21 protein-coding genes are annotated in these 19,680 nt (G+C 62.7%); 11 read left to right on the top strand and 10 right to left on the bottom strand.

Annotated elements, in window-relative coordinates:
* The first annotated feature begins 28 nt into the window (after nucleotides 1-28).
* The 3 genes from AC3ISG_RS11925 (at nucleotide 29) to AC3ISG_RS11915 (ending at nucleotide 2,781) form a co-directional block, all read left to right on the top strand.
* Nucleotides 29-496, top strand: coding sequence for an Lrp/AsnC family transcriptional regulator (locus tag AC3ISG_RS11925; protein WP_065990584.1), 468 nt, complete (start codon nucleotides 29-31; stop codon nucleotides 494-496).
* Between the two features lie 436 nt (nucleotides 497-932).
* Nucleotides 933-1,472, top strand: coding sequence for a FecR/PupR family sigma factor regulator (locus AC3ISG_RS11920; protein ID WP_489299374.1), 540 nt, complete (start codon nucleotides 933-935; stop codon nucleotides 1,470-1,472).
* 166 nt (nucleotides 1,473-1,638) lie between these two features.
* Nucleotides 1,639-2,781: a M14 family metallopeptidase gene (locus AC3ISG_RS11915; RefSeq protein ID WP_489299373.1), complete on the top strand. Its 1,143-nt coding sequence runs from the start codon at nucleotides 1,639-1,641 to the stop codon at nucleotides 2,779-2,781.
* A gap of 91 nt (nucleotides 2,782-2,872) precedes the next feature.
* Here AC3ISG_RS11915 and AC3ISG_RS11910 read toward each other — a convergent pair whose 3' ends face one another.
* Nucleotides 2,873-3,418 carry a cytochrome b gene (locus tag AC3ISG_RS11910; protein ID WP_489299372.1) on the bottom strand — a complete coding sequence of 182 codons (546 nt, stop codon included), beginning with the start codon at nucleotides 3,416-3,418 and terminating at the stop codon, nucleotides 2,873-2,875.
* A complete protein-coding gene (locus tag AC3ISG_RS11905; protein WP_122535207.1) occupies nucleotides 3,415-4,500 on the bottom strand; it encodes a catalase family peroxidase in 1,086 nt (361 codons plus the stop codon). The genes AC3ISG_RS11910 and AC3ISG_RS11905 overlap by 4 nt, the downstream gene beginning before the upstream one ends.
* Nucleotides 4,501-4,687: 187 nt before the next feature.
* Here AC3ISG_RS11905 and AC3ISG_RS11900 point away from each other — a divergent pair, with 187 nt between their 5' ends.
* Both AC3ISG_RS11900 and AC3ISG_RS11895 read left to right on the top strand, forming a co-directional pair.
* Entirely contained in the window at nucleotides 4,688-5,200 is a 513-nt protein-coding gene (locus AC3ISG_RS11900) for an RNA polymerase sigma factor (protein WP_122624937.1), read from the top strand.
* A complete protein-coding gene (locus AC3ISG_RS11895) occupies nucleotides 5,197-5,943 on the top strand; it encodes an anti-sigma factor family protein (protein ID WP_489299371.1) in 747 nt (248 codons plus the stop codon). Before AC3ISG_RS11900 ends, AC3ISG_RS11895 begins: the two co-directional genes overlap by 4 nt.
* A 58-nt stretch (nucleotides 5,944-6,001) precedes the next feature.
* Here AC3ISG_RS11895 and AC3ISG_RS11890 read toward each other — a convergent pair whose 3' ends face one another.
* Both AC3ISG_RS11890 and AC3ISG_RS11885 read right to left on the bottom strand, forming a co-directional pair.
* Nucleotides 6,002-7,597 carry a lactate dehydrogenase gene (locus tag AC3ISG_RS11890; protein ID WP_489299370.1) on the bottom strand — a complete coding sequence of 532 codons (1,596 nt, stop codon included), beginning with the start codon at nucleotides 7,595-7,597 and terminating at the stop codon, nucleotides 6,002-6,004.
* A 146-nt stretch (nucleotides 7,598-7,743) separates the two neighbouring features.
* Nucleotides 7,744-8,643 (bottom strand): AraC family transcriptional regulator, encoded by a 900-nt coding sequence (locus AC3ISG_RS11885; protein WP_489299369.1) that lies wholly within the window; start codon nucleotides 8,641-8,643, stop codon nucleotides 7,744-7,746.
* 159 nt (nucleotides 8,644-8,802) lie between these two features.
* Between AC3ISG_RS11885 and AC3ISG_RS11880 the strand changes: the two genes are divergently transcribed.
* Nucleotides 8,803-9,867: an aldo/keto reductase gene (locus tag AC3ISG_RS11880; protein ID WP_489299368.1), complete on the top strand. Its 1,065-nt coding sequence runs from the start codon at nucleotides 8,803-8,805 to the stop codon at nucleotides 9,865-9,867.
* A 214-nt stretch (nucleotides 9,868-10,081) separates the two neighbouring features.
* Complete coding sequence (locus AC3ISG_RS11875; RefSeq protein ID WP_122535199.1) at nucleotides 10,082-10,330, top strand: hypothetical protein; 249 nt, start codon at nucleotides 10,082-10,084, stop codon at nucleotides 10,328-10,330.
* Here the strand turns inward: AC3ISG_RS11875 and AC3ISG_RS11870 are convergent.
* Nucleotides 10,305-10,796: a winged helix-turn-helix transcriptional regulator gene (locus AC3ISG_RS11870; protein ID WP_272631896.1), complete on the bottom strand. Its 492-nt coding sequence runs from the start codon at nucleotides 10,794-10,796 to the stop codon at nucleotides 10,305-10,307. The two genes, AC3ISG_RS11875 and AC3ISG_RS11870, sit on opposite strands and share 26 nt — an antisense overlap.
* Nucleotides 10,797-10,843: 47 nt before the next feature.
* Between AC3ISG_RS11870 and AC3ISG_RS11865 the strand changes: the two genes are divergently transcribed.
* Nucleotides 10,844-11,779, top strand: a complete 936-nt coding sequence (locus AC3ISG_RS11865; RefSeq protein WP_489299367.1) for an aromatic alcohol reductase — start codon at nucleotides 10,844-10,846, stop codon at nucleotides 11,777-11,779.
* Nucleotides 11,780-11,889: 110 nt separating this feature from the next.
* Nucleotides 11,890-12,330 (top strand): tryptophan-rich sensory protein TspO, encoded by a 441-nt coding sequence (gene tspO / locus AC3ISG_RS11860; protein ID WP_172612262.1) that lies wholly within the window; start codon nucleotides 11,890-11,892, stop codon nucleotides 12,328-12,330.
* Between the two features lie 6 nt (nucleotides 12,331-12,336).
* On the opposite strand, the gene AC3ISG_RS11855 is transcribed toward tspO, so the two are convergent.
* Nucleotides 12,337-13,542 carry an MFS transporter gene (locus AC3ISG_RS11855; protein ID WP_489299366.1) on the bottom strand — a complete coding sequence of 402 codons (1,206 nt, stop codon included), beginning with the start codon at nucleotides 13,540-13,542 and terminating at the stop codon, nucleotides 12,337-12,339.
* Between the two features lie 105 nt (nucleotides 13,543-13,647).
* Between AC3ISG_RS11855 and AC3ISG_RS11850 the strand changes: the two genes are divergently transcribed.
* Both AC3ISG_RS11850 and AC3ISG_RS11845 read left to right on the top strand, forming a co-directional pair.
* Entirely contained in the window at nucleotides 13,648-14,196 is a 549-nt protein-coding gene (locus AC3ISG_RS11850; protein WP_122624928.1) for a TetR/AcrR family transcriptional regulator, read from the top strand.
* An 88-nt stretch (nucleotides 14,197-14,284) separates the two neighbouring features.
* Nucleotides 14,285-15,574, top strand: a complete 1,290-nt coding sequence (locus AC3ISG_RS11845) for a leucine-rich repeat-containing protein kinase family protein (protein ID WP_489299365.1) — start codon at nucleotides 14,285-14,287, stop codon at nucleotides 15,572-15,574.
* Between the two features lie 320 nt (nucleotides 15,575-15,894).
* On the opposite strand, the gene AC3ISG_RS11840 is transcribed toward AC3ISG_RS11845, so the two are convergent.
* From AC3ISG_RS11840 to AC3ISG_RS11825, 4 genes are all read right to left on the bottom strand, one after another.
* A complete protein-coding gene (locus tag AC3ISG_RS11840; RefSeq protein WP_489299364.1) occupies nucleotides 15,895-16,599 on the bottom strand; it encodes a YebC/PmpR family DNA-binding transcriptional regulator in 705 nt (234 codons plus the stop codon).
* A gap of 192 nt (nucleotides 16,600-16,791) precedes the next feature.
* Nucleotides 16,792-17,565, bottom strand: a complete 774-nt coding sequence (locus AC3ISG_RS11835; protein WP_489299363.1) for an enoyl-CoA hydratase — start codon at nucleotides 17,563-17,565, stop codon at nucleotides 16,792-16,794.
* Nucleotides 17,566-17,650: 85 nt separating this feature from the next.
* On the bottom strand, nucleotides 17,651-18,862 hold the full coding sequence (locus AC3ISG_RS11830; protein WP_489299362.1) for an acetyl-CoA C-acyltransferase: 1,212 nt from the start codon (nucleotides 18,860-18,862) through the stop codon (nucleotides 17,651-17,653).
* Nucleotides 18,863-18,876: 14 nt separating this feature from the next.
* Complete coding sequence (locus tag AC3ISG_RS11825) at nucleotides 18,877-19,644, bottom strand: SDR family NAD(P)-dependent oxidoreductase (RefSeq protein ID WP_489299361.1); 768 nt, start codon at nucleotides 19,642-19,644, stop codon at nucleotides 18,877-18,879.
* Between the last annotated feature and the right edge of the window lie 36 nt (nucleotides 19,645-19,680).

The raw sequence follows: 19,680 nt of genomic DNA, 5'->3' as shown, positions 1-19,680 counted from the left end.
CCGTTCAAGAATAAAAAAGGGTCAATTCATGCAGGTCAAGCTCAGCCCCATCGATCGCAAGATCCTCCGTCTGTTGCAGCACGACGCCAATCTCTCCGCCGCGGAGATCGCCGAGCGTGTCGAACTCTCCCAATCCCCCTGCTGGCGGCGCATCAATCGTCTGGAAGAAGAAGGCATCATCGAACGCAAGGTCGCCCTGCTCAACCCGGCCAAGCTCGGGCTGACCATGACCGTGTTCGTCGACGTCAAGCTGTCCGGCCACGGGCGCAAATACCTGACCGAATTTGAAGAGGCGATCACCGGATTTCGCGAAGTGCTGGAGTGCTACACCATGGCCGGCGACATGGACTTCCTGCTCAAGGTGGTGGTGCAGGACATCGCCAGCTACGAGCGATTCCTGCGTGATCACCTGCTGCAGAGCCCCCATGTGCAGGAAGCGCATTCGAACATTGCGATGAGTGTGGTGAAACGCACGACAGAATTGCCGATCGACTAGGCTGCCGATGGACTGAGGCGGAGGCAAAAACCGCCCACGGGAAAACTCTTTTCACAGGGGCGCGAAAAAAGCATTGACTCTCAAATGGGAATGATTATTATTGAGCGCAACCGGTCGCGAGACTGGTTGGTAACCCAGAAGCCTTAGGTCGGCTTCCGGATTATCTCCTCATCAGGCTAATCACGGTTTTTGACCCGGCTTAATAGCCGGGTCTTTTTTTTTGCCCTTTTCGGGTCTGGGTTCGGTCGGGTGTTGCGTCTTCAGGCTAATGAAGAGGGTTCGACAGTGATCTGTCTTTTCGATGGCGCGCATCATAGCAAATGGATCGAGCGATGGGCCGTTGCTGCTGTCAAAAATTGACACATTCAGTCAGAACTTCCGAATTCACGACGTTGTTTTCCGCGACCGCCGCTATTCAAACAGTGAGCAAGACGCCATGACTCAGCTCCTCGACTCGTTGATAACCAATTCTCCCGTGTCGCCCGCCTTGGGCACGAGCGCCGAAACCGACCTGTACCGACGCCGTCTGCAGCGTCTGCCGCGCAGGGTTCAGCAGGTCTTTCTGCTGAGCCGCCTCGACGGCCTTTCTTACACCGATATCGCCCGCCTGCTTGACGTAGACGCCAGCACCGTCGAACGCTGCATGACGGCGGCCCTTGAGCACTGCGTCAGCGAGCCCGCCGGACATGACCCGTCCCGTGGGATTCTGCTGCAAGCCTTGCGCTGGTACGTGCACCTGCAAAGTCCCCAGGCCACGGCCAGTCAGCGCATCGAGTTTCGTCACTGGCTCGACGCCGATCCCCGGCACCTGGCCGCGTTTCAGCACAGCGAGCAGTTCTGGCGCACGCTCCATGCACCGGCCGCGGTTCTGGGTGCCAGTGGTTGGCATCGGCGCAAACCGCGCGCCTACGTCGGCTGGTTGCTGGTGACGGTGCTGCTGTGTGGTCTGCTGGTCACCGCCGAGGCCTATAGCTGAGGCAAATCCTGACTCTTTCGCGAAATATTCTGTCGCCGTCCTTCAACCTGATGCGTGTAAAGTAACCGTCATAACAGCCCAGCGAGACAATCAGGCCCTGCGTCGATTGCCTCCCGATGGCGTTGCGACGGCCTCGCAATGATAACCACGTACTCAGGACGCTCCCGTGACTCAAACCGCCCTTACCATCTCCGCCGATTTCGACAGCGGTAACATCGTCATGCTCGACGCCAGCAACCCGAAAGCGGTGCAACTGGCGATTCGCCCTGACACCAAGAGCGCGCACTTCCAGTGGTTCCATTTCAAGGCTGAAGGCCTGCACATCGGCGAGCCCCACGGCTTCAGCCTGACCAACGCCGGCGAGTCCAGCTATAACGGCGCCTGGACCGGCTACAACGCAGTGGCCTCCTACGACCAGAAAACCTGGTTCCGCGTACCAAGCCAGTTCGACGGCAAGGCGCTGAACTTCGAGCTGACGCCCAGCGAATCCCAGGTGTGGTTCGCCTACTTCGAACCCTACAGCCGCGAGCGCCACGACTGGTTGGTGGAAGAGGCGCTGAACAAGGCCGGCACCGAGCTGCTGGCCACCGGCAAGAGCGTCGAGGGCCGAGACATTCCGCTGCTGCGCAAGGGCGACGGCGCTGCGGGCAAACGCAACCTCTGGATCATCGCGCAGCAGCACCCCGGCGAGCACATGGCCGAGTGGTTCATGGAAGGCATCATCGAACGGCTACAGGAAAACGACCCTGAGTTGCAGGCCCTGCTGGCCTCGGCGGACCTGTATCTGGTGCCGCACATGAACCCGGACGGCTCGTTCCACGGGCATCTGCGCACCAATGCCCACGGCAAGGACCTCAACCGCGCCTGGCAGGACACGACCCCCGAGCTCAGCCCGGAAGTGTTCTTCGTCAAAGAGCAGATGGAAAAATATGGCGTGGACATGTTCCTCGACGTCCATGGCGATGAGGAAATCCCCTACGTCTTCACCGCCGCCTGCGAAGGCAATCCGGGGTACACCGACAAGCAGGCGCAACTGGAAGCGGATTTCCGCGCGCGGTTAAGCGGCCTGACCCGGGACTTCCAAAGCAAATATGGCTATCCGAAATCGGCGCCGGACCAGGCCAACATGAACCTGGCGTGCAACAGCGTCGGCGAGCGCTACAAGTGCCTGTCGCTGACGCTGGAAATGCCGTTCAAGGACAACGATGACGCGCCGGATGTCGTCACCGGCTGGTCAGGCCAGCGCTCGAAACAGCTGGCCCGCGATGTGCTGACCACGCTGGGGCAGATGGTGTCGGTGCTGCGCTGAGGCGCGAGCTGACAGTTCTCAGCTTCCAGAAACACCATCGCCAGCAGGGTGTGCCCGCTGGCGATGGCGTCAATCGCAGTGACGACACGCATCAATCCCGCGATTTACCCCGCAGCATGCTGCCCAGCACCTCATCCCTCCTCACCCAGCCGTGAAACAGCGCGGCGGCGAGATGCGCCAGAATCGTCAGGAAAAACAGGTACGCCAAATAGGCGTGGGCCTTGCGCAGCAACGCGAAGGTGTCCGGGTTGGCCGCGACAATGGACGGCAGGCGCACCGAACTGCCGAGCATGACCGGATCCCCGGCGGCGGAAATCATCGCCCAGCCAATCAGCGGCATCGCCAGCATCAGCGCGTACAGCACGTAATGGGACAGCTTGGCCGCCAGTGCCTGCACGGCCGGCAAGTCAGCCGGGAGCGGCGGCGTCTGAGTGGTCACACGGACGATGATCCTGACGACGACCAGCAGCAGAATCGCGATGCCCAAGGGCTTGTGCAGGTTCAGCAGCCACTCGTGCCGCTCGGACACCGAGGCGACCATGCCGGCGCCGATGAACAGCATGGCGATGACCATCAGCGCCATCAGCCAGTGCAACAGCCGCGCCAGTGGGGCGAAATGCTTGACGGGCGTACTCATGGCTGTTTCTCCTGGGCAGGTTCGGCTTTCAACTGATCGACTTCAGCGGTACGGCGCATGTAGGACGCAGCGTAGGCTGCCGAACGCGCAGCGAGCAGCGGGTCATCCGAGCCTTCGATGCCGCTGGGCAAGATCAGCGGATCGTAATTGATGTCGCGGCAGTCGCCATCCAGTTGCGGGCTGTCGGAATTGACCACCAGGGTCCCGGCATCCACGGTCTTGTGCTCGCCGGTCCAGGCTTTGGACGCGTCGTTGGTCGGGTCCTGGGGGTTGGCCAGCGTCAGCATCAGCTTCCAGCGTTGTGGGCCGCTGGCTAGTCTGTCGCTCAGGTCTTTGTCCAGATATTCCTTGGCGTCAGGCGCGGTTGCCGCATCGGTGGCTTCCGGCACCAGACTCCAGCGCACAGGCTGGCGCTTGCCGCTGGCGTCCACCAGCACGAAGGCGTTGACGCTGTTGTAGGTCTCGGTGACGAAACTGGCCGAAGGCTTGGCCGTCTTGACCCACGCCAGAAACGGCTGGGCTTCCGGGTGCGCGGCAAAGAACGCCGGGGGTTTCGCCGGGTCGGGCTTGCCGGTCTTCGGGTCAGGCCCGGTGGCAATCTGCAGATCGACAAACGCCTCGGGCGTGCCGACCGGAAACACCGGCATGCTGTTCATGCCGGTGCGCCATTGCTGACCGTTGGGCTGGGTGAACTGCACGGCAAAACTGCGCAGGGGCGCGCCGCTGTCGGGGGAATACGGATTGCCGGTGGGCACCGCCAGACGACCAATCACTGGCGTGCGCCCGCTGGCGAAGACTTCGGCTGTGGACAGGCTGGCAGCGGCGCCGTTGCTCTCGAAGTACCCGGCAACACAGATGCCTTTCGGGTGGTTGCGACGGTAACCGGGGTGGACACCATTGTTGCGTTCGAACACGTCAACGACGCGCGCCGGCGTCAGCCGCTGTGGGTCGAGGCTGCCATTGACGTAGGCGAACGCGCCTGCAGCCACCAGTACGATCAGGCCAATGCCGCCCAGGCGCGCCAGTTTTGCCGATGTGCTCAACGGCGGTTTACGGGGGGATGGTGGTTCACGGTCAATCATCGATAACACTCCGGGCTTCTAGCCTCTTGAACTGCAGGGTGATGTGGGACGCACTGAGCACGTCGTTATTCCAGGCACCGAACTTTATTTCTGCAACAAGGGAATATCTTGCAGCGTTGTGCGTCTTTCTACTTTGCCAGGTCGCTACTACGGCCTACCGATCCTGTCGATCGCTCAGGAAACGCCCATGCACGATGTCGATGACCCACTACGCGAGTTGCTGCCACGCCTGCGCCGTTTCGCGGTTTCACTGACCCGTGACCCCAGCAGTGCCGATGATCTGGTCCAGTCGAGTCTCGAAAAAGCCCTGTCATCCTGGAGCGGCAAACGGCCCGAGGGTGACCTGCGTGCCTGGCTGTTCTCCATTCTTTATAGGCAATTTCTAGACGCCCATCGGCGCTCGCGCCGATATAGCCGGATGTTGGAGTTGTTTACCGGGAATTCGCACGACCCGCACACGCCGTCGGCGGAGCGCACGATCGTGGCTCAGACCACGTTGCAGGCGTTCGAGAGCCTGAGCGCCGAACAGCGCGCGCTGCTGCTGGCGGTTTCGGTCGAAGGCTTGAGCTACAAGGAAGTGGCGCTGATGCTCGATGTGCCCATTGGCACCGTCATGTCTCGTTTGTCCCGCGCGCGTCAGGCGTTGCGCCTGCTCAGCGAAGGCGAGATCACCACCCCTGCCCTGCGAATACTCAAATGATCACACTGCCCCCTAGCGAACGCGATCTTCATGCTTACGTCGATGGCCAGCTCAATGAGGCCGACCGGGCGACGATAGACACCTACCTCGCCGCAAACCCGGCGTTGTTGCAACGGCTTCAAGGCTGGCAGCAGGACGCCCACAGCCTGCGCGCCGGATTGAGCGGCGAGCTGCATCGGATGCCCAATCCGCAGCTGGACCCGAGCGCAATTCGCCGGCGGATCGCGCAGCAACGTACGCGTCGGATTGCAACAGCGGCGGTGCTGTTGGTTGCGGTGAGCGTCGGCGGCGCCGGCGGCTGGCAAGCGAGGAATCTGTCCATAGGCCACGCCAATCCGCCGATGGCCGATGCCGTGCAGGCTTACCGGTTGTTCGCGGGCAACGCGGAGATGGCAAGCGATTGGAGCGCCACGAAAACCCGCGACGTGCAGGGTTGGCTCGACACCCACTTCGCCCGGGCCAATCGGCTGCCGGATCTGGCGTCGGCAGGCTTTAAACCGGTCAGCGGACGCCTCACCACCACCGAACAGGGCCCGGCGGCCATGGTGGTGTACCGGGACGAACAGGGTCAGGCCTTGAGTTTTTACATCCGCCCGCCCGGCGAATTGAACAAGCTGCTCCCCCGCGGCTCCCGTCGCGACGGCGACCTGCAAGCGGATTACTGGTCAGGCGGTGGCTATAACTATGCAGTGGTCGGCCCCGCCGACGACCCGGCGGCGCAGGCGGCGCGCCGGGCTTTTTGAGCGGCGTTGGCCGGGAAGGTGTCGGACAGCGCGCTGTACAACCGAGGCTGTAGCGCTGTCAGCCATTGAGCCTCGACGGCTCGCTCTGCAGCAGCACCCTGGCATGAATCCCGGCCAGTGTGTCTTTCAGGGTCGAGGTCCCGCGGCCCTGTCTGGCTTCTTTGTCCTGTTGCAACGCCTGTTGCAGCACGCTGAGGAAGTTCTGGGTCTTGGAGGTGGAGATCGGCGTGTGCGTCTCTTTTTCCAGGCGGCCCAGCACATACTTGGAAATACGCGTCGACTGGCTGGCTGACTGGCTCACCGTCGCGTCCACCAGCTCGCCTTTCTTATAGCCGATGCTGGTCTTGCTGCTGGCCTGGTCGCTGATCTGGTAATACAGGTAATTCTGCGTTTTCGGGTCAGTGCTCAGGTCCAGCTTTTGCCCGCCTGGCAGTGGCTTGTGAAAACTCGCCGTGAGCTGGGATTGCTGGTCCTGGACAATGGTGCGATTCAATTGGTCGCGGCCTTTGGACTGGGTCGCCTGGGACAAGGTATAGGCAAAGGAATCAAGCTCACCGGGCCGACCCGGGTTGCCTTCGACACTCTTTTCGCTGACCGACGCGCTGAAGTCGCCCAGCCCGGTCAACAGGCCGTGGTCCGTGTCGGTCAGCTCGATGGAACTCACCGTCTGCGGCGCTGCTGAAACGCGGGTTTCGGGGTAATTGGAGTGCAGCGTTTTGAACGCGCCCTCGAACATGGACAGCAGCTGCGCGTCGCCGTCACCGCGCTTGCGCGCCGCTTCGATCTGGCTGACATAGCCCTCCAGCGCCTTGGCCTGCTGGCCGCTGTCACCACGAATGGCCGCGTTTTTCAGGTCCACCGAAAGATCGAGATTGCCCAGCGCGCCATTCATGCGCACCGAACGCTGGTCGGCATCGGCGTGCAGTTCAAGGGTCTGGGCGCTGCCGTCTTCAAGCTTGAGGCTGGTTTTCAAATCGACGGAGGCGAAAGCCTTGGCATCGAAATGGGTCAGAGCGTCCAGCTTCAGGGTCGGCGGTTTCGAGGCCAGGCCGTCGATGGCCGACTGAAAACCGTCCGCCATGGCGTTCAGTGCGCTCATCTCGTCGTCGCTGAGGTCGCCGCCGCTCACCTGGGCCTGCACCGCCAGACCGTCGTCCTGACTGGAAAGGCTCAGCTCGATGGTTTTGCCGCTGGCGGTTTTCAGGGTCAGGCTGATGCTGTTGGCCGGATTACTGTGCAGACGGTCCTGGGCAGCAGCGAGCTCTGCAGGTTCCAGCGCTTTACCGGTGGAGGAACGCAGCACCGATTGGGAAATATTCTGGCCGTTCTGGGCCAACTGACTGAGCAGCGTTGCGCCCAGGCCCTGGAAGCGACCCGCGGTGGCGGAGGTGCTGAAATTGCCGGTCATGGCCAGCGAGACGTTGTCCTGCCGGCTGTACTCCCAGGCCGGCGGGACGCTGGCGTCGGGCATCAGGCCTCGGACGTTGTAGACCAACGGGGCGCTGACCTGGTTGTCCTGGCCGAGCATGACAACGGACGACGGCGAGGCACTGGTGGTGGCAGCAGCGGCGTTGTCATTGAGCGCGACGGTGGCCGCCGGCTTGATCACCGGCATCAACTGGGCGGTTGAAATGACCGAAGAAATCGCTGACATGGCACTTCCCTGTTCAAGTGAGTAATAGACTTCCTGAACAGGGTGTCGGCGGACACTTTTGTAACTTGAGCGATACAAACCCGGGCCACACCGGCACACGGTGAGCGTCGTGCAGTGGGCCTCTCGAGATTGAAACCGGAGTCAACTCAGGACAGGGCCACCGGCGCCTCTTGACGCAGACGTCGCGCATCCTCTGCCGGTGGCACACCGAACAGGCGCCGGTAATCCCGACTGAACTGCGACGGGCTTTCATACCCGACGCGGTAGCCAGCGGCCGCCGCATCAACAGCCTGGGCCACCATCAGCCGTCGCGCTTCCTGCAGTCGCAATTGACTGCGAAACGCCAGCGGGCTCATGGACGTTACTGCTTTGAAATGCGCGTGAAAGGTCGAGCGGCTCATGCCTGCCACCTCGGCCATGTCCTCGATCCGACAGCCCTCTGTGTAATGCGCACGCAGCCAGGCGATGGCCTTGGCAATCTGGCGCAGACGGCTGTCGGCGTTGGCCAATTGGCGGAGTACGCCGTGGCCGCTGCCGGTCAGCAACCGGTAGAGAATCTCGCGCACGGCCAGGGGTGCGAGCTCGTCGATGTGTTGGGGCGTGTCCAACAGGCGGGCAAGCCGCACTGCCGCCTCGAACAGCTCGGGACTGGTGTCGTTGAGTTCGATACCGGCCGCCGGCACGGCGCTCCTGTCAGCGGGCGCCGGGTGTCGCAACGCCAGATCGCTCAGGGCCGTCATGTCCAGGTCAAGCACCAGGCACAGGTAAGGCTCGCGCTCGCTGGCCTCAATCACCGAACCCATGACCGGAATGTCGATGGAGGCCACCAGGTAACTGGCGGCGTCGTAGACAAAGGACCGGCCGCCCGCGATCACGCGCTTGCGACCCTGGGCGATGAGGCACAGCGTCGGTTCGTAGACCACTGGCATCGCCACGGTAGGCGCAGCGGCCCGCGCCAGGCTTACGCCCGGAATGGCCGTTGGATGCAGGCCGTCCTCTGCAGCATGGCGGCTGATGAGGTCAACCAGTGTGGACAACGCGGTCATGGTCGCTCCGTCGTACGGATAAAGGTGCAGAGGCCGGCAAAGAACCGATCGATCGGATAATCGTGCAAGAGCGCGGGACGATCCGCCTACGGCGTTATTCGCAGTGTTCGGCAGACTGAGGCCCTGAAGCATTCCACTCCATCGCTCAAGGAAGCCATCATGCCCACTCTCAATGCACTCGACCACTACCGCCTGCTCGGACGATCGGGGATGCGCGTTTCACCCCTCTCCCTTGGCACCATGACGTTCGGCTCCGACTGGGGCTGGGGTTCCGATGAAGCCGAGGCCCGGCAGATTTTCGACACCTACGTCGACCACGGCGGCAACTTCATCGACACCGCCGTCAACTACACCAACGGCGCGTCCGAGCGAATCCTCGGCCAGTTTCTCAAGCACAAACGGGATCGTCTGGTGGTCGCCACCAAGTACACCATGGCTCGCGACCCGGGCGACCCCAACTCCGGCGGCAATCACCGGATGAATCTCACCCGTTCGGTGGAGACCAGCCTGAAGCAACTGGACACCGACCGCATCGAACTGCTCTATCTGCATGCGTGGGATTTCACCACGTCTGCCGATGAGGTCATGCGTGCACTGGATGACCTCATTCGCGCCGGCAAGGTGCTGTACCTCGGCATTTGTAACACCCCGGCGTGGAAAGTCGCCGAACTGCAGACCCTCGCAACCCTAAGGGGCTGGGCGCCGCTGGTGGCCCTGCAAATCGAATACAGCCTGGTCGAGCGCAGTGTCGAGCATGAGCTGATGCCCATGGCCCAGGCGATGGGCCTTGGCGTGTTGCCGTGGTCGCCGTTGGGCGGCGGCATTCTGACCGGCAAATACACCCGAGAAGATTTGCAGCAAGCGAGCGAAGCCGGCGTATCCGCGACCCGCAAAGGCGTGATCAGCTCGTCGGGCCATATGAACGAGCGGTCCCTGCAGATCGCCAGCGCCGTGGTCGACGTCGCCCATGACATCGGCGCCTCACCCTCCCAGGTGGCTTTGGCCTGGACGCTGCTGAACCCGGCGGTGGTCGCGCCGGTCATGGGCGCAAGAACCCTTGCCCAGGCCCACGACAACCTTGGGGCTCTGACGTTGAGTCTGAACCCCGAACACGTCGCGCGCCTGAACGAGGCCAGCGCGCCGGAGCCGATATTCCCGGCCCGATTCGTCAACCAGCCGATGGTTCAGCAGTTGATATTCGGCGGCGCCCCCGTGCGCAAATAAACCGGAGCGCCCCCCTCACGTAGGGGGGCACTCGGTGACCCTCTTGATCGCAATAAAACGCCGAAAGCGATGGCAGCAAGGGGGATCACTTCATTATTTTGTTTCCGCTGGTGGGATCTGCGCCCTAACTCGGCCACAATACGCGCCGATCCCAGGCTCCAGGGCTTTACGCCTTTCGGTTCGCCGCAAAACCCGACACCCCCAGGACTCAACAATGCCTCAAGAGCGAATCGCTGCACTTCGGCTTCCCAAACCCATTCAAGGTGCGATCGACGATCTGGTGCGCGCGTTGAACGCCGCCACCACCAAGGAAGAACTCGAACGCGAGGCCGCCATGGAAATCAGCTTCATCCTCAGCCTTGAGACCAGCAAACGCCTGCGCCCGGCCGATGTAGAAACGCTGTACATGATCTTTGACGACGCCGTGCAGGAACGACTCAGCCAACTGGCGGATCGGTCCTGACCGGATTGGCCGCAACCCCCCTCACCTGCGCGTCGTAGCGTTCGCGCGCAGCCGTAAAGCCCTCCGCCTGTTCGATGACCCACGTCCACAGCGGGATCATCTGCACCAGCAAGCCCATGCCCAGTTCGGTCAGCCGGTACTCGACGCGCAAGGGTTTCTCGCCGAAGTCATGACGACTGATCAGCCCGTCGCGCTCCAACTGCCGCAGCGTGTGGGTCAGCATGCGTTGGGTGACGCCATGCAGCTGGCGCCGCAACTCGGCGTGACGCAACGGGCTGCTTACACCGAGCGCATGCACCACGCCCAGTGACCACCGGTTGCCGGAGTGGCCGAGGATATCGCGCTTGAGCCCGTCCTCATCGTCGCTGAGCGCACGACAGGCGTCCTGCGAACGCCGGACGATTTCCTGAGCATCCAGGCCGCTCGGTATCACCGCTGTGCCTACTTTTTGCCCGCCGATGTCCATGACAAGATCCCCAGCCTCACGTTAATTGCGTCAAACAGGGGCTCACCATGCAGGCTGGTATTTCAAACGTCAAACAACACATTCTGGTCCTCGGCGCCGGCGAACTGGGGCTTGCCGTACTGCGAGGACTGACCGCGCGCGGGACTGAATCAGGGAGTATCAGCGTGCTCCTGCGCCAGACCCGCGTGGAGAGTCCGTCTCTGGAAAAGCAAAAGGAAATCGCCGCGATCAGGTCTCTCGGCGTAGCCATTGAGGTGGCCGACATCGCCGACGCCTCGGTGGCGGAACTCGCGGTGGTGCTCGGCCGCTTCGACACGGTGATCAGTTGCGTGGGTTTCGGTGCCGGTCGGGGCACCCAGCGCAAGCTCACAGAAGCTGCCCTCGTCTCGGGCGTCAAGCGCTACGTGCCCTGGCAATTCGGTGTCGACTACGACGTGATCGGACGCGGCAGCCCGCAAGACCTCTTCGACGAGCAACTGGAGGTGCGCGACCTGTTGCGCGCCCAGTCCCGCACGGAATGGCTGATCATCTCAACCGGCATGTTCACCAGCTTTCTGTTCGATCCGGCATTCGGGGTGGTGGATCTGCAGGCTGGGCGGGTTAATGCCCTGGGTAGTCTGGACACGGCGGTGACGATAACCACGCCGGAAGACATCGGCACCCTCACCGCCGCGATCGTCCTGCACAGCCCTCGCTTGATCAATCAGGTGGTGTACACCGCTGGCGACACCCTGACCTACGATGATCTGGCGGATGTACTTGAGCGCGTCACCGGACGGACATTCAGCCGCCAAGCCTCCAGCGTGCAGCAGTTACTGGCGGCCCTTGAGGAAATGCCCGACGACAATCTGCGCAAGTATCGGGCCGTGTTCGCGCTGGGCCAAGGCGTGGCATGGGATGTGGCGCAGACGTTCAATGGGCGGCACGGTATTGCAGTGACCGATGCCGAGGGTTGGGCACGGTCTAACCTGGCTCGCGGCTGACTCGCGGTCAATCTCTCTGAGTACCCACAGGATTTTTCCTGCGCAGATGTATCCAATGCCGAGACGGCCCCACGGCCTGCACTTCGAATGGTTTCAGCAAAGGACCCCACATGACGTTCTATATCTTCCTCATCGCCTGCGCCGCAGCGGCCAGCACCGGCATCATTTTCAAGCCGGGCAGCTGGTATGAATCGCTGCAAAAGCCACGATTCACCCCGCCAAACTGGTTGTTTCCGGTGGCCTGGACGACGATCTATCTGCTGCTGGCCTGGGCCGGTTATCGCCTGACCCTGATTCCCGGCAGCGAAACCGTGCTGGCGCTGTGGGCCGCGCAGATTGCCTTGAACACGCTGTGGACGCCGGTGTTCTTTGGCGCCCACCGCATCCTGGCGGGCATGATCATCATTTCGCTGCTGTGGCTGGTGGTCGCGGCCATGGTCGTGCTGGGGATCCAGCTGGACCTCATCACCGGGCTGATCCTCTTCCCCTATCTGGTGTGGCTCACCGTAGCCTCGGCGCTGAATTTTTCGATTCTGCGTCATAATCGGTAACGCGGATCAGGCAGCCCTGGCCCGGCCGGCCTGCTGAATCAGCAGACCGGCCAGCGCCGACACCGCCAGCAAGACCACCACGCCACCGTAGACATTGGTGGTGGTCACCAGCCCCGCCGTTTTGATCGACACGCCGGCCAGCAGCGCCGGAATGCAGAACGCCAGATAACTCAGGGCCAGAAACGCCGCCATCAGCGCACCGCGCTCGTGGGCGTGGGCCAGCGGCAGCAACATCCGCAGGGCGCCGAGGAAACTTGCCCCGAAGCCGACCCCCGCCACCACGGCACCGGTGAAGAACAGCCACAACCAGCCCAGATTCACGGCCGCCAGAATCACCGAAACCCCGATCGCCAGAAAACTGCAGCCCACGAGCAACGCCAGCCGCGGCGCGCGCAGGCGCAGGGTATGGATAGAAATCGCGCCACTGAGGGTCAGCGCTGCCACGGCAAAGCCGCCGTTGAGTACCGAGGTCGAACCGGTCGCGGCCGTCAGCAGCGACGGCGCCAGTGACAGGAAAAATCCGCCCAGCGCCCAGGCCGCGATGTCGGCCGGCAACACCAGTAACAACGTTCCCCTCGCCTGCGCCGGCACGGCAAGCCGCGGGCGCAGGGTTTTCAGCACGCCTGGCTGCGGCGTCACGCTTTCAGCCACCCGCAGCAGGTAAAACGCCTGGCCCACGAATGCTGCGAGGAGCAAACCATAGGCCAGGACCATGGGCAGCGGCGCGTATTCCACCAGCGAACTGGTGCCCAGTGCACCCAGCGCCATGCCGAACATCGGCGTGATGCTGTTGAGCAGCGGTCCTTGCTGCGCGTCGCTGTCGAGCATCGCGGCGCCCAACGCGCTGGTGGCAATGCCGGTCGCTACGCCCTGCAGCACCCGGGCGGCGATCAGCCAGGTGACGTCGGTGGCGGCGATGAACAGCAGCATCGAGACGATCTCCAGCAGCAGTCCGATCCAGATGACCGGGCGACGTCCGAGATAATCCGACAGCGAGCCGAAGACCAGCAGCGTTGCCAGAAGGCTCAGGGCGTAGACCGCAAAAATCACCGTCAACAGCACCGAAGAGAAGCCCCACGCCTGTTGATAGAGGTGGTAAAGCGGCGTAGGCGCACTGGACGCCGCGAAGAAACACAGCAGCACGAACGCCAGGAATCCCAAGTGGCTCGTCCCCCGACCATCGACTTGCGGGTTCTGCAAAGAATCAGACACGAGTACACTCTCCCGAAAAAGCACGCCACAAAAGCTATGAATTAGCGTTAACAGTGTGCGAGCAGCGTCTGCTTAAAGCAAATACTTTGTGTTAGGGTCCGCAGCATGGCTATCAAAGAAGGCATTCGCACCGGCGGCCGCAGTGCCCGGGTGCAGACATCGATTCACGCGGCGGTTCGCGATCTGCTTCAGGAGCAGGAGCGTTCGGCCCTCAGCGTGCCCATGATTGCGGCCCGCGCCGGTGTCACGCCGTCCACTATTTACCGGCGCTGGGGTGACCTGACTTCGCTGCTCGCCGACGCCGCTGTCGAGCGACTGCGTCCGGACGAACCCGTGGACTGCGGCAACTTGCGTGACGACTTGCGCACGTGGGTCGAGGTCTATCTTGAGGAAACGAACTCCGCGCCAGGCCGCGAAATGATGCGCGATGTGGTCGCCAGCAGCGCGACCCTGTGCTCCGGCAAGTGCCTGAACATGGTTCGCGATCAACTGCAGATCATCATCGACCGGGCCCGGGAACGCGGGGAACAGAGTCCCTCGGCCGATGAACTGGTCGACGCTGTCGTGGCACCCATGGTTTACCGCATTTTGTACGCCGAGTCGGCACCGTCCCTTGAGCGGATGCATCAATTGCTGGACCGCTGCCTGAGCTGACTCGTCTCCCGTCGCGCCGCGACCAACGAGCACTGTCCCCGACGACTGGGTATCATGGCCGCTCATTGATTACTGGCGCCCTTCCCCCATGTACACCCTTGCAGACCTGCGTGCCGGCAAACTGGCAGGCATCACGCGGCTCACGCTCAGTGCCGACCTCGGCGAATTCCCCGAGGAAATCTTCAGCCTCGCCGATTCCCTGGAGGTGCTGGACCTCAGCGGTAATCGACTGACCGAACTGCCCGCCGACCTGCACCGCCTCAAGCGCCTGAAAATCCTGTTCTGTTCCAATAATCCCTTTACCCGCCTGCCGGAATGCCTGGGCCAGTGCGAGCAGCTGTTCTTCGTCGGGTTCAAGGCCTGCAAGATCGTCAATGTGCCTGCTAAAGCGCTACCACCCTCGCTGCGCTCCCTGGTGCTGACCGATAACTGCATCGAGACCCTGCCTGAAGCCATCGGCGACTGTGCGCACCTGCAGAAGCTGATGCTCGCGGGCAACCGGCTGCGGCAATTGCCCGAATCACTGGCACGCTGCCAGCGCCTGGAACTGGTACGGATCGCGGTCAACGATTTCCATGAACTGCCGCGCTGGCTGCTGGAAATGCCCGCGCTGGCCTGGCTGGCGTTTGCCGGCAACCCGCTGAACGACATCCACACCGAAGCGCCCATCCGGCAGATTCCGTGGCCGCAACTGGCGCTGCTACAGGTGCTCGGCGAAGGTGCGTCCGGGGTGATCCAGCAGGCGCAATGGCGTGCCAATGAAGAGGCCGCAGCGCTAGACGTCGCGGTGAAGCTGTACAAGGGCGACGTCACCAGCGACGGCTCGCCCATGAACGAGATGCAGGCGTGCATTGCGGCCGGGCGTCATGACCATCTGATTCCGGTGCTCGGGCAGATTCAGGACCACCCGCAGGGCGCTCGCGGCCTGGTGATGGCGCTGATTTCTCCTTCTTTCCTCACCCTCGCCCGCCCGCCGACCCTGGAATCCTGCACACGCGACACTTACGCAGGCACACGGCTGAGCGTTTCGACCGTGAAGCGCATGGCCGCCGGGATCGCAGCGGCCTGCGCCCATTTACACGGCCACGGCATCAACCACGGCGACCTGTATGCCCACAACATTCTCTGGAACGAGTCCGGCGACAGTCTGCTGGGGGATTTCGGCGCGGCGGCGTTCTACCCGGATGAAGAAACGGGCAGGAGGCTGGAGCGCATCGAAGTGCGGGCGTTCGGGATATTGCTGGGGGAATTGGTGGACTGCTGCGAGGCAAGCGATGGGGAAGCGGCGGGCCTGCGGGAGTTGCAGCGGCGGTGCGTGCAGGCTGTTGTGATGCAGCGGCCTGGTTTTGCGGAGATCGAGCGGCAGTTTAGTCAGTAGGACCCAGCCCTGAGGACGCCGCGCAACGTGTGGGACCGGCTTTAGCCGGGAAGAGGCCAGCGTGGACACCCTCAAATTCGCAGTGTGCCCACCGACGCCTTCCCGGCTAAAGCCGGTCCCACTAAGCCTGCGGCCTGACAGCGGTACCCAATCCAGAGCACGCCGCATAACTTGTGGGACCGGCTTCAGCCGGGAAGAGGCCAGCGTGAACACCCTCAATATTGCGGTGTACCGCCCGACGCGTTCCCGGCTAAAGCCGGTCCCACTAAAAGCACGGGATTCTCCAGTGGGACCGATTCAGTCAGCTGGCCCGGTCAGCCTTACCCCGCCAGACCGACGTAGACGTTTTGCACGTCATCATGGCTGTCGATGGCTTCGAGGAAGGCTTCCACCTCGGCCATCTGCTCTTCGCTCAAGCCTTCTACCGGGTTTTTCGGGCGGTAGCCGATCTTGGCGGATTCAACGGTGAAGCCGAACTTAGGCAGCGCCTTGCACACGGCGTCGAGGTCGGTGGTATCGGTATAAAACGTCGCGACGCCCTCTTCGCCTTGTTCAACGTCCTGAGCGCCGGCTTCGATGGCGGCATCTTCGGCGGCACCCTCATCTTGGGGGCCAACCGCGTCGATCATGCCCAAGTGTTCGAAATCCCAGGCAATTGAACCTTCAGCGCCCAGTTGGCCCTTGCGGAACAGCACGCGGATCTCGGAGACAGTCCGGTTGACGTTGTCGGTCAGGCATTCCACGATCACCGGCACTTTGTGCGGCGCAAAGCCTTCGTAGGTGAGTTTTTCGAAGTGCACGTGCTCGCCGAGCAATCCGGCACCTTTCTTGATGGCGCGCTCCAGGGTTTCGCGGGGCATCGACGCCTTTTTGGCTTGCTCGACCACCAGACGCAGGCGCGCATTCATGTCGGGGTCAGCGCCGGAGCGCGCGGCAATCATGATTTCCTTGGACAGCTTGCCGAAAATACGCCCCTTGGCGTTGGCTGCCGCTTCTTTGTGTTTGACCTTCCACTGTGCGCCCATGACTGTTCTCTTGTTCCGGTGGCGTTATATCGCTCGGATCCGACACGTCTTGCACGCCGGGTCGATGACGATAAACGCTGAAAATAGGGTGATCGATGATGACAGGCCGGGGGTGAGCCGCGGCGACCGGCGCATTTTATACAGGCTGAGGCCAGAAGACACCCCTGAAACGCGCCGCCACCCTGACCTGACTCAGCGGTGCTTGAACGCCGGCTCGCGCTTCTCGATGAACGCCGCCATGCCTTCCTTCTGGTCCTCGCTGGCAAACGCTGCATGGAACACCCGGCGTTCGAAACGGATACCCTCGGCCAGGCTGACTTCAAAGGCGCGATTGACGCTTTCCTTGACCATCATGGCCGCTGGCAACGACTTCGCTGCAATGCCGGCCGCGACGTTCATCGCCTCATCCAGCAGTTGATCCTGCGGCACGATGCGCGCGACCAGCCCGGCACGCTCCGCTTCGACGGCGTCGATCAGGCGCCCGGTCAGACACATTTCCATGGCCTTGGCCTTGCCGACCGCGTGGGTCAGGCGCTGGGTCCCGCCCATCCCCGGCAATACGCCCAGTTTGATTTCCGGCTGACCAAAACGCGCGTTGTCGGCGGCGAGGATGAAGTCGCACATCAGCGCCAGCTCGCAACCGCCGCCCAAGGCAAATCCCGAGACGGCGGCAATGATCGGCTTGCGGCGGTTGGCCACCCGATCGCTGTCGCTGAACAGGTCGTCCAGGTAGATCTGCGGGTACTTGAGCTCGGCCATTTCCTTGATGTCAGCCCCGGCGGCGAACGCTTTCGCCGAGCCCGTCAGGACGATGCAGCCGATGCCATGATCGCGTTCCAGCTCATCGAGGGCATGGTTGAGTTCGCTAATCAGCTGCGCATTCAGGGCGTTAAGCGCCTCTGGACGATTGAGGGTCAGGAGTGCAACGCGACCTCTCACTTCCTTGAGGATTGTTGTGTAATTCATTGTTTTATAGACCTTTTATTATGTTGAACGCTAGTCATCCGCTATTACAGATCCAACCTGCGAAACATGGCACAACCCATTGATATTAAAAGACAAGCTCGACCGCCATAGCCGTTGCCTCGCCCCCGCCGATGCAGATGGCCGCGACACCTCGCTTCAGTCCCCGCTGCTTCAACGCCGACAGCAAGGTCACCAGAATCCTCGCCCCCGATGCACCAATGGGATGGCCCAGCGCGCAAGCGCCGCCATGCACGTTGACCTTGTGATGGGGCAGTTCCAGGCGGGCCATGGTGACCAGCGCGACGACGGCAAACGCTTCGTTGATCTCGAACAGGTCGACCTCGTCCAGGGACCACCCGGTCCTGCTCATCAGCTTGTCGATGGCCCCCACCGGCGCGGTGGGAAACAAACCCGGTGCATTGGCGTAGGCGGCGTGGCCATGAATGACGGCCAGCGGCTTTAAACCGCGGCGTTGCGCTTCGGACTGACGCATCAGGGTCAAGGCCGCAGCGCCGTCGGAAATTGAGCTGGAGTTGGCCGCCGTGACGGTGCCGCCCTCGCGAAACGCCGGTTTCAACTGCGGGATCTTGTCCAGCTTCGCCTTGGGCGGCTGCTCGTCCTGGCGAATGGTCTTGCGCTCCTTGCCGACCGTGACTTCCACCGGGACGATCTCAGCGTCGAACCAGCCGCGCGTCATGGCCTCCTGCGCCCGGGTCAGCGAAGCGACTGCAAAACCGTCCTGGGCTTCCCGACTGAAATTTTCCAGCCCGGCGCACTCCTCGGCGAAGGTGCCCATCAAGCGGCCTCGGTCGTAAGCATCTTCCAGGCCGTCGAGAAACATGTGGTCGATGATCTGGCCGTGGCCCATGCGGTAACCGCTGCGGGCTTTTTCCAGCAGATAGGGTGCGTTGGACATGCTTTCCATGCCGCCGGCGATGACCACGTCGGCGCTGCCCGCCAGCAACATGTCGTGGCCGAGGATCGCGGCCTGCATCCCCGACCCGCACATCTTGTTCAGGGTCGTGCAGGTCGTGGCGTCGCTGAGCCCGGCACCCAATGCCGCCTGACGCGCCGGCGCCTGTCCCAGTCCCGCGGGCAATACACAACCAAACAACACCTCATCGACCTGCCCCGGCTCGATGCCGGCTCGTTCGACGGCAGCGCGAATCGCAGCGGCGCCCAGTTGCGGCGCGGTCAGGCTTTTGAGATCGCCCTGAAAAGCGCCCATGGGCGTGCGCGCAGCGCTCACGATCACCACGGGGTCGTCGTTCAACGTCTGGCGTTTGTTCAAAGACATAATGGTTTCCTCGATTAGCGAGCGGCCATGCGCAAGGCGCCGTCCAGACGGATCACCTCGCCGTTGAGCATGCTGTTTTCGATGATGTGTCGCGCCAGCGCGGCGTATTCTTCGGGCTGGCCCAGGCGTGGCGGGAATGGCACGCCGGCGGACAGGCTTTCGCGTACCTGGGGCGTCATGCCCGCCATCATCGGGGTTTCGAAGATGCCCGGAGCGATGGTCATGACGCGAATGCCGTAGCGCGCCAGCTCACGGGCGGCGGGCAGGGTCAGGCTGACAATGGCGCCCTTGGAGGCCGCGTACGCCGCCTGGCCGATCTGGCCGTCATAGGCGGCCACTGAGGCGGTATTGATGATGATGCCGCGCTCGCCGCCGGCATCCGCCGTGCCTTCGGCGATGGCCACGGCGGCCAGGCGCATCAGGTTGAAGCTGCCGATGAGGTTGACGTTGATCACCCGACTGAAACTGTCGAGGCCGTGGGGGCCTTCTTTACCGAGGATTTTTTCGGCGCCGACGATGCCCGCGCAGTTGATGACGCCGTTGATCTGGCCAAACGCACCGCGCGCCGCATCCACTGCGGCCTGAACGGCGCGCTCCTGGGTGATGTCGCTGACACTGGCGCGGGCGCTGCCACCGAGTTTTTCCACCTGAGCCGCGAGCGCTTCGGCGTTGACGTCCACCAGCATCACGCTGGCCCCTGCGTCGACGAGCATCCGTGCGGTGGCCGCACCCAGCCCGGACGCGCCGCCACTGACCAGAAACACCTTGCCTTCGATCTGCATGATTGTGTCGTCCTTACACTTTTATTGTTGGAGTGG

The organism is Pseudomonas sp. GL_135 (genome assembly GCF_057834665.1).
The sequence above is the reverse complement of the archived record's forward strand: the minus strand, read 5'-3'. Positions and strand labels throughout refer to the sequence as shown.

Coding starts and splice junctions, on each gene's coding strand:
- AC3ISG_RS11925 (WP_065990584.1), top strand. CDS start 29: ATGCAGGTCAAGCTCAGCCCCATCGATCGCAAGATCCTCCGTCTGTTG.
- AC3ISG_RS11920 (WP_489299374.1), top strand. CDS start 933: ATGACTCAGCTCCTCGACTCGTTGATAACCAATTCTCCCGTGTCGCCC.
- AC3ISG_RS11910 (WP_489299372.1), bottom strand. CDS start 3,418: ATGAGTACGCCCGTCAAGCATTTCGCCCCACTGGCGCGGCTGTTGCAC.
- AC3ISG_RS11905 (WP_122535207.1), bottom strand. CDS start 4,500: ATGATTGACCGTGAACCACCATCCCCCCGTAAACCGCCGTTGAGCACA.
- AC3ISG_RS11900 (WP_122624937.1), top strand. CDS start 4,688: ATGCACGATGTCGATGACCCACTACGCGAGTTGCTGCCACGCCTGCGC.
- AC3ISG_RS11895 (WP_489299371.1), top strand. CDS start 5,197: ATGATCACACTGCCCCCTAGCGAACGCGATCTTCATGCTTACGTCGAT.
- AC3ISG_RS11890 (WP_489299370.1), bottom strand. CDS start 7,597: ATGTCAGCGATTTCTTCGGTCATTTCAACCGCCCAGTTGATGCCGGTG.
- AC3ISG_RS11885 (WP_489299369.1), bottom strand. CDS start 8,643: ATGACCGCGTTGTCCACACTGGTTGACCTCATCAGCCGCCATGCTGCA.
- AC3ISG_RS11880 (WP_489299368.1), top strand. CDS start 8,803: ATGCCCACTCTCAATGCACTCGACCACTACCGCCTGCTCGGACGATCG.
- AC3ISG_RS11875 (WP_122535199.1), top strand. CDS start 10,082: ATGCCTCAAGAGCGAATCGCTGCACTTCGGCTTCCCAAACCCATTCAA.
- AC3ISG_RS11870 (WP_272631896.1), bottom strand. CDS start 10,796: ATGGACATCGGCGGGCAAAAAGTAGGCACAGCGGTGATACCGAGCGGC.
- AC3ISG_RS11865 (WP_489299367.1), top strand. CDS start 10,844: ATGCAGGCTGGTATTTCAAACGTCAAACAACACATTCTGGTCCTCGGC.
- tspO (WP_172612262.1), top strand. CDS start 11,890: ATGACGTTCTATATCTTCCTCATCGCCTGCGCCGCAGCGGCCAGCACC.
- AC3ISG_RS11850 (WP_122624928.1), top strand. CDS start 13,648: ATGGCTATCAAAGAAGGCATTCGCACCGGCGGCCGCAGTGCCCGGGTG.
- AC3ISG_RS11845 (WP_489299365.1), top strand. CDS start 14,285: ATGTACACCCTTGCAGACCTGCGTGCCGGCAAACTGGCAGGCATCACG.
- AC3ISG_RS11840 (WP_489299364.1), bottom strand. CDS start 16,599: ATGGGCGCACAGTGGAAGGTCAAACACAAAGAAGCGGCAGCCAACGCC.
- AC3ISG_RS11835 (WP_489299363.1), bottom strand. CDS start 17,565: ATGAATTACACAACAATCCTCAAGGAAGTGAGAGGTCGCGTTGCACTC.
- AC3ISG_RS11830 (WP_489299362.1), bottom strand. CDS start 18,862: ATGTCTTTGAACAAACGCCAGACGTTGAACGACGACCCCGTGGTGATC.
- AC3ISG_RS11825 (WP_489299361.1), bottom strand. CDS start 19,644: ATGCAGATCGAAGGCAAGGTGTTTCTGGTCAGTGGCGGCGCGTCCGGG.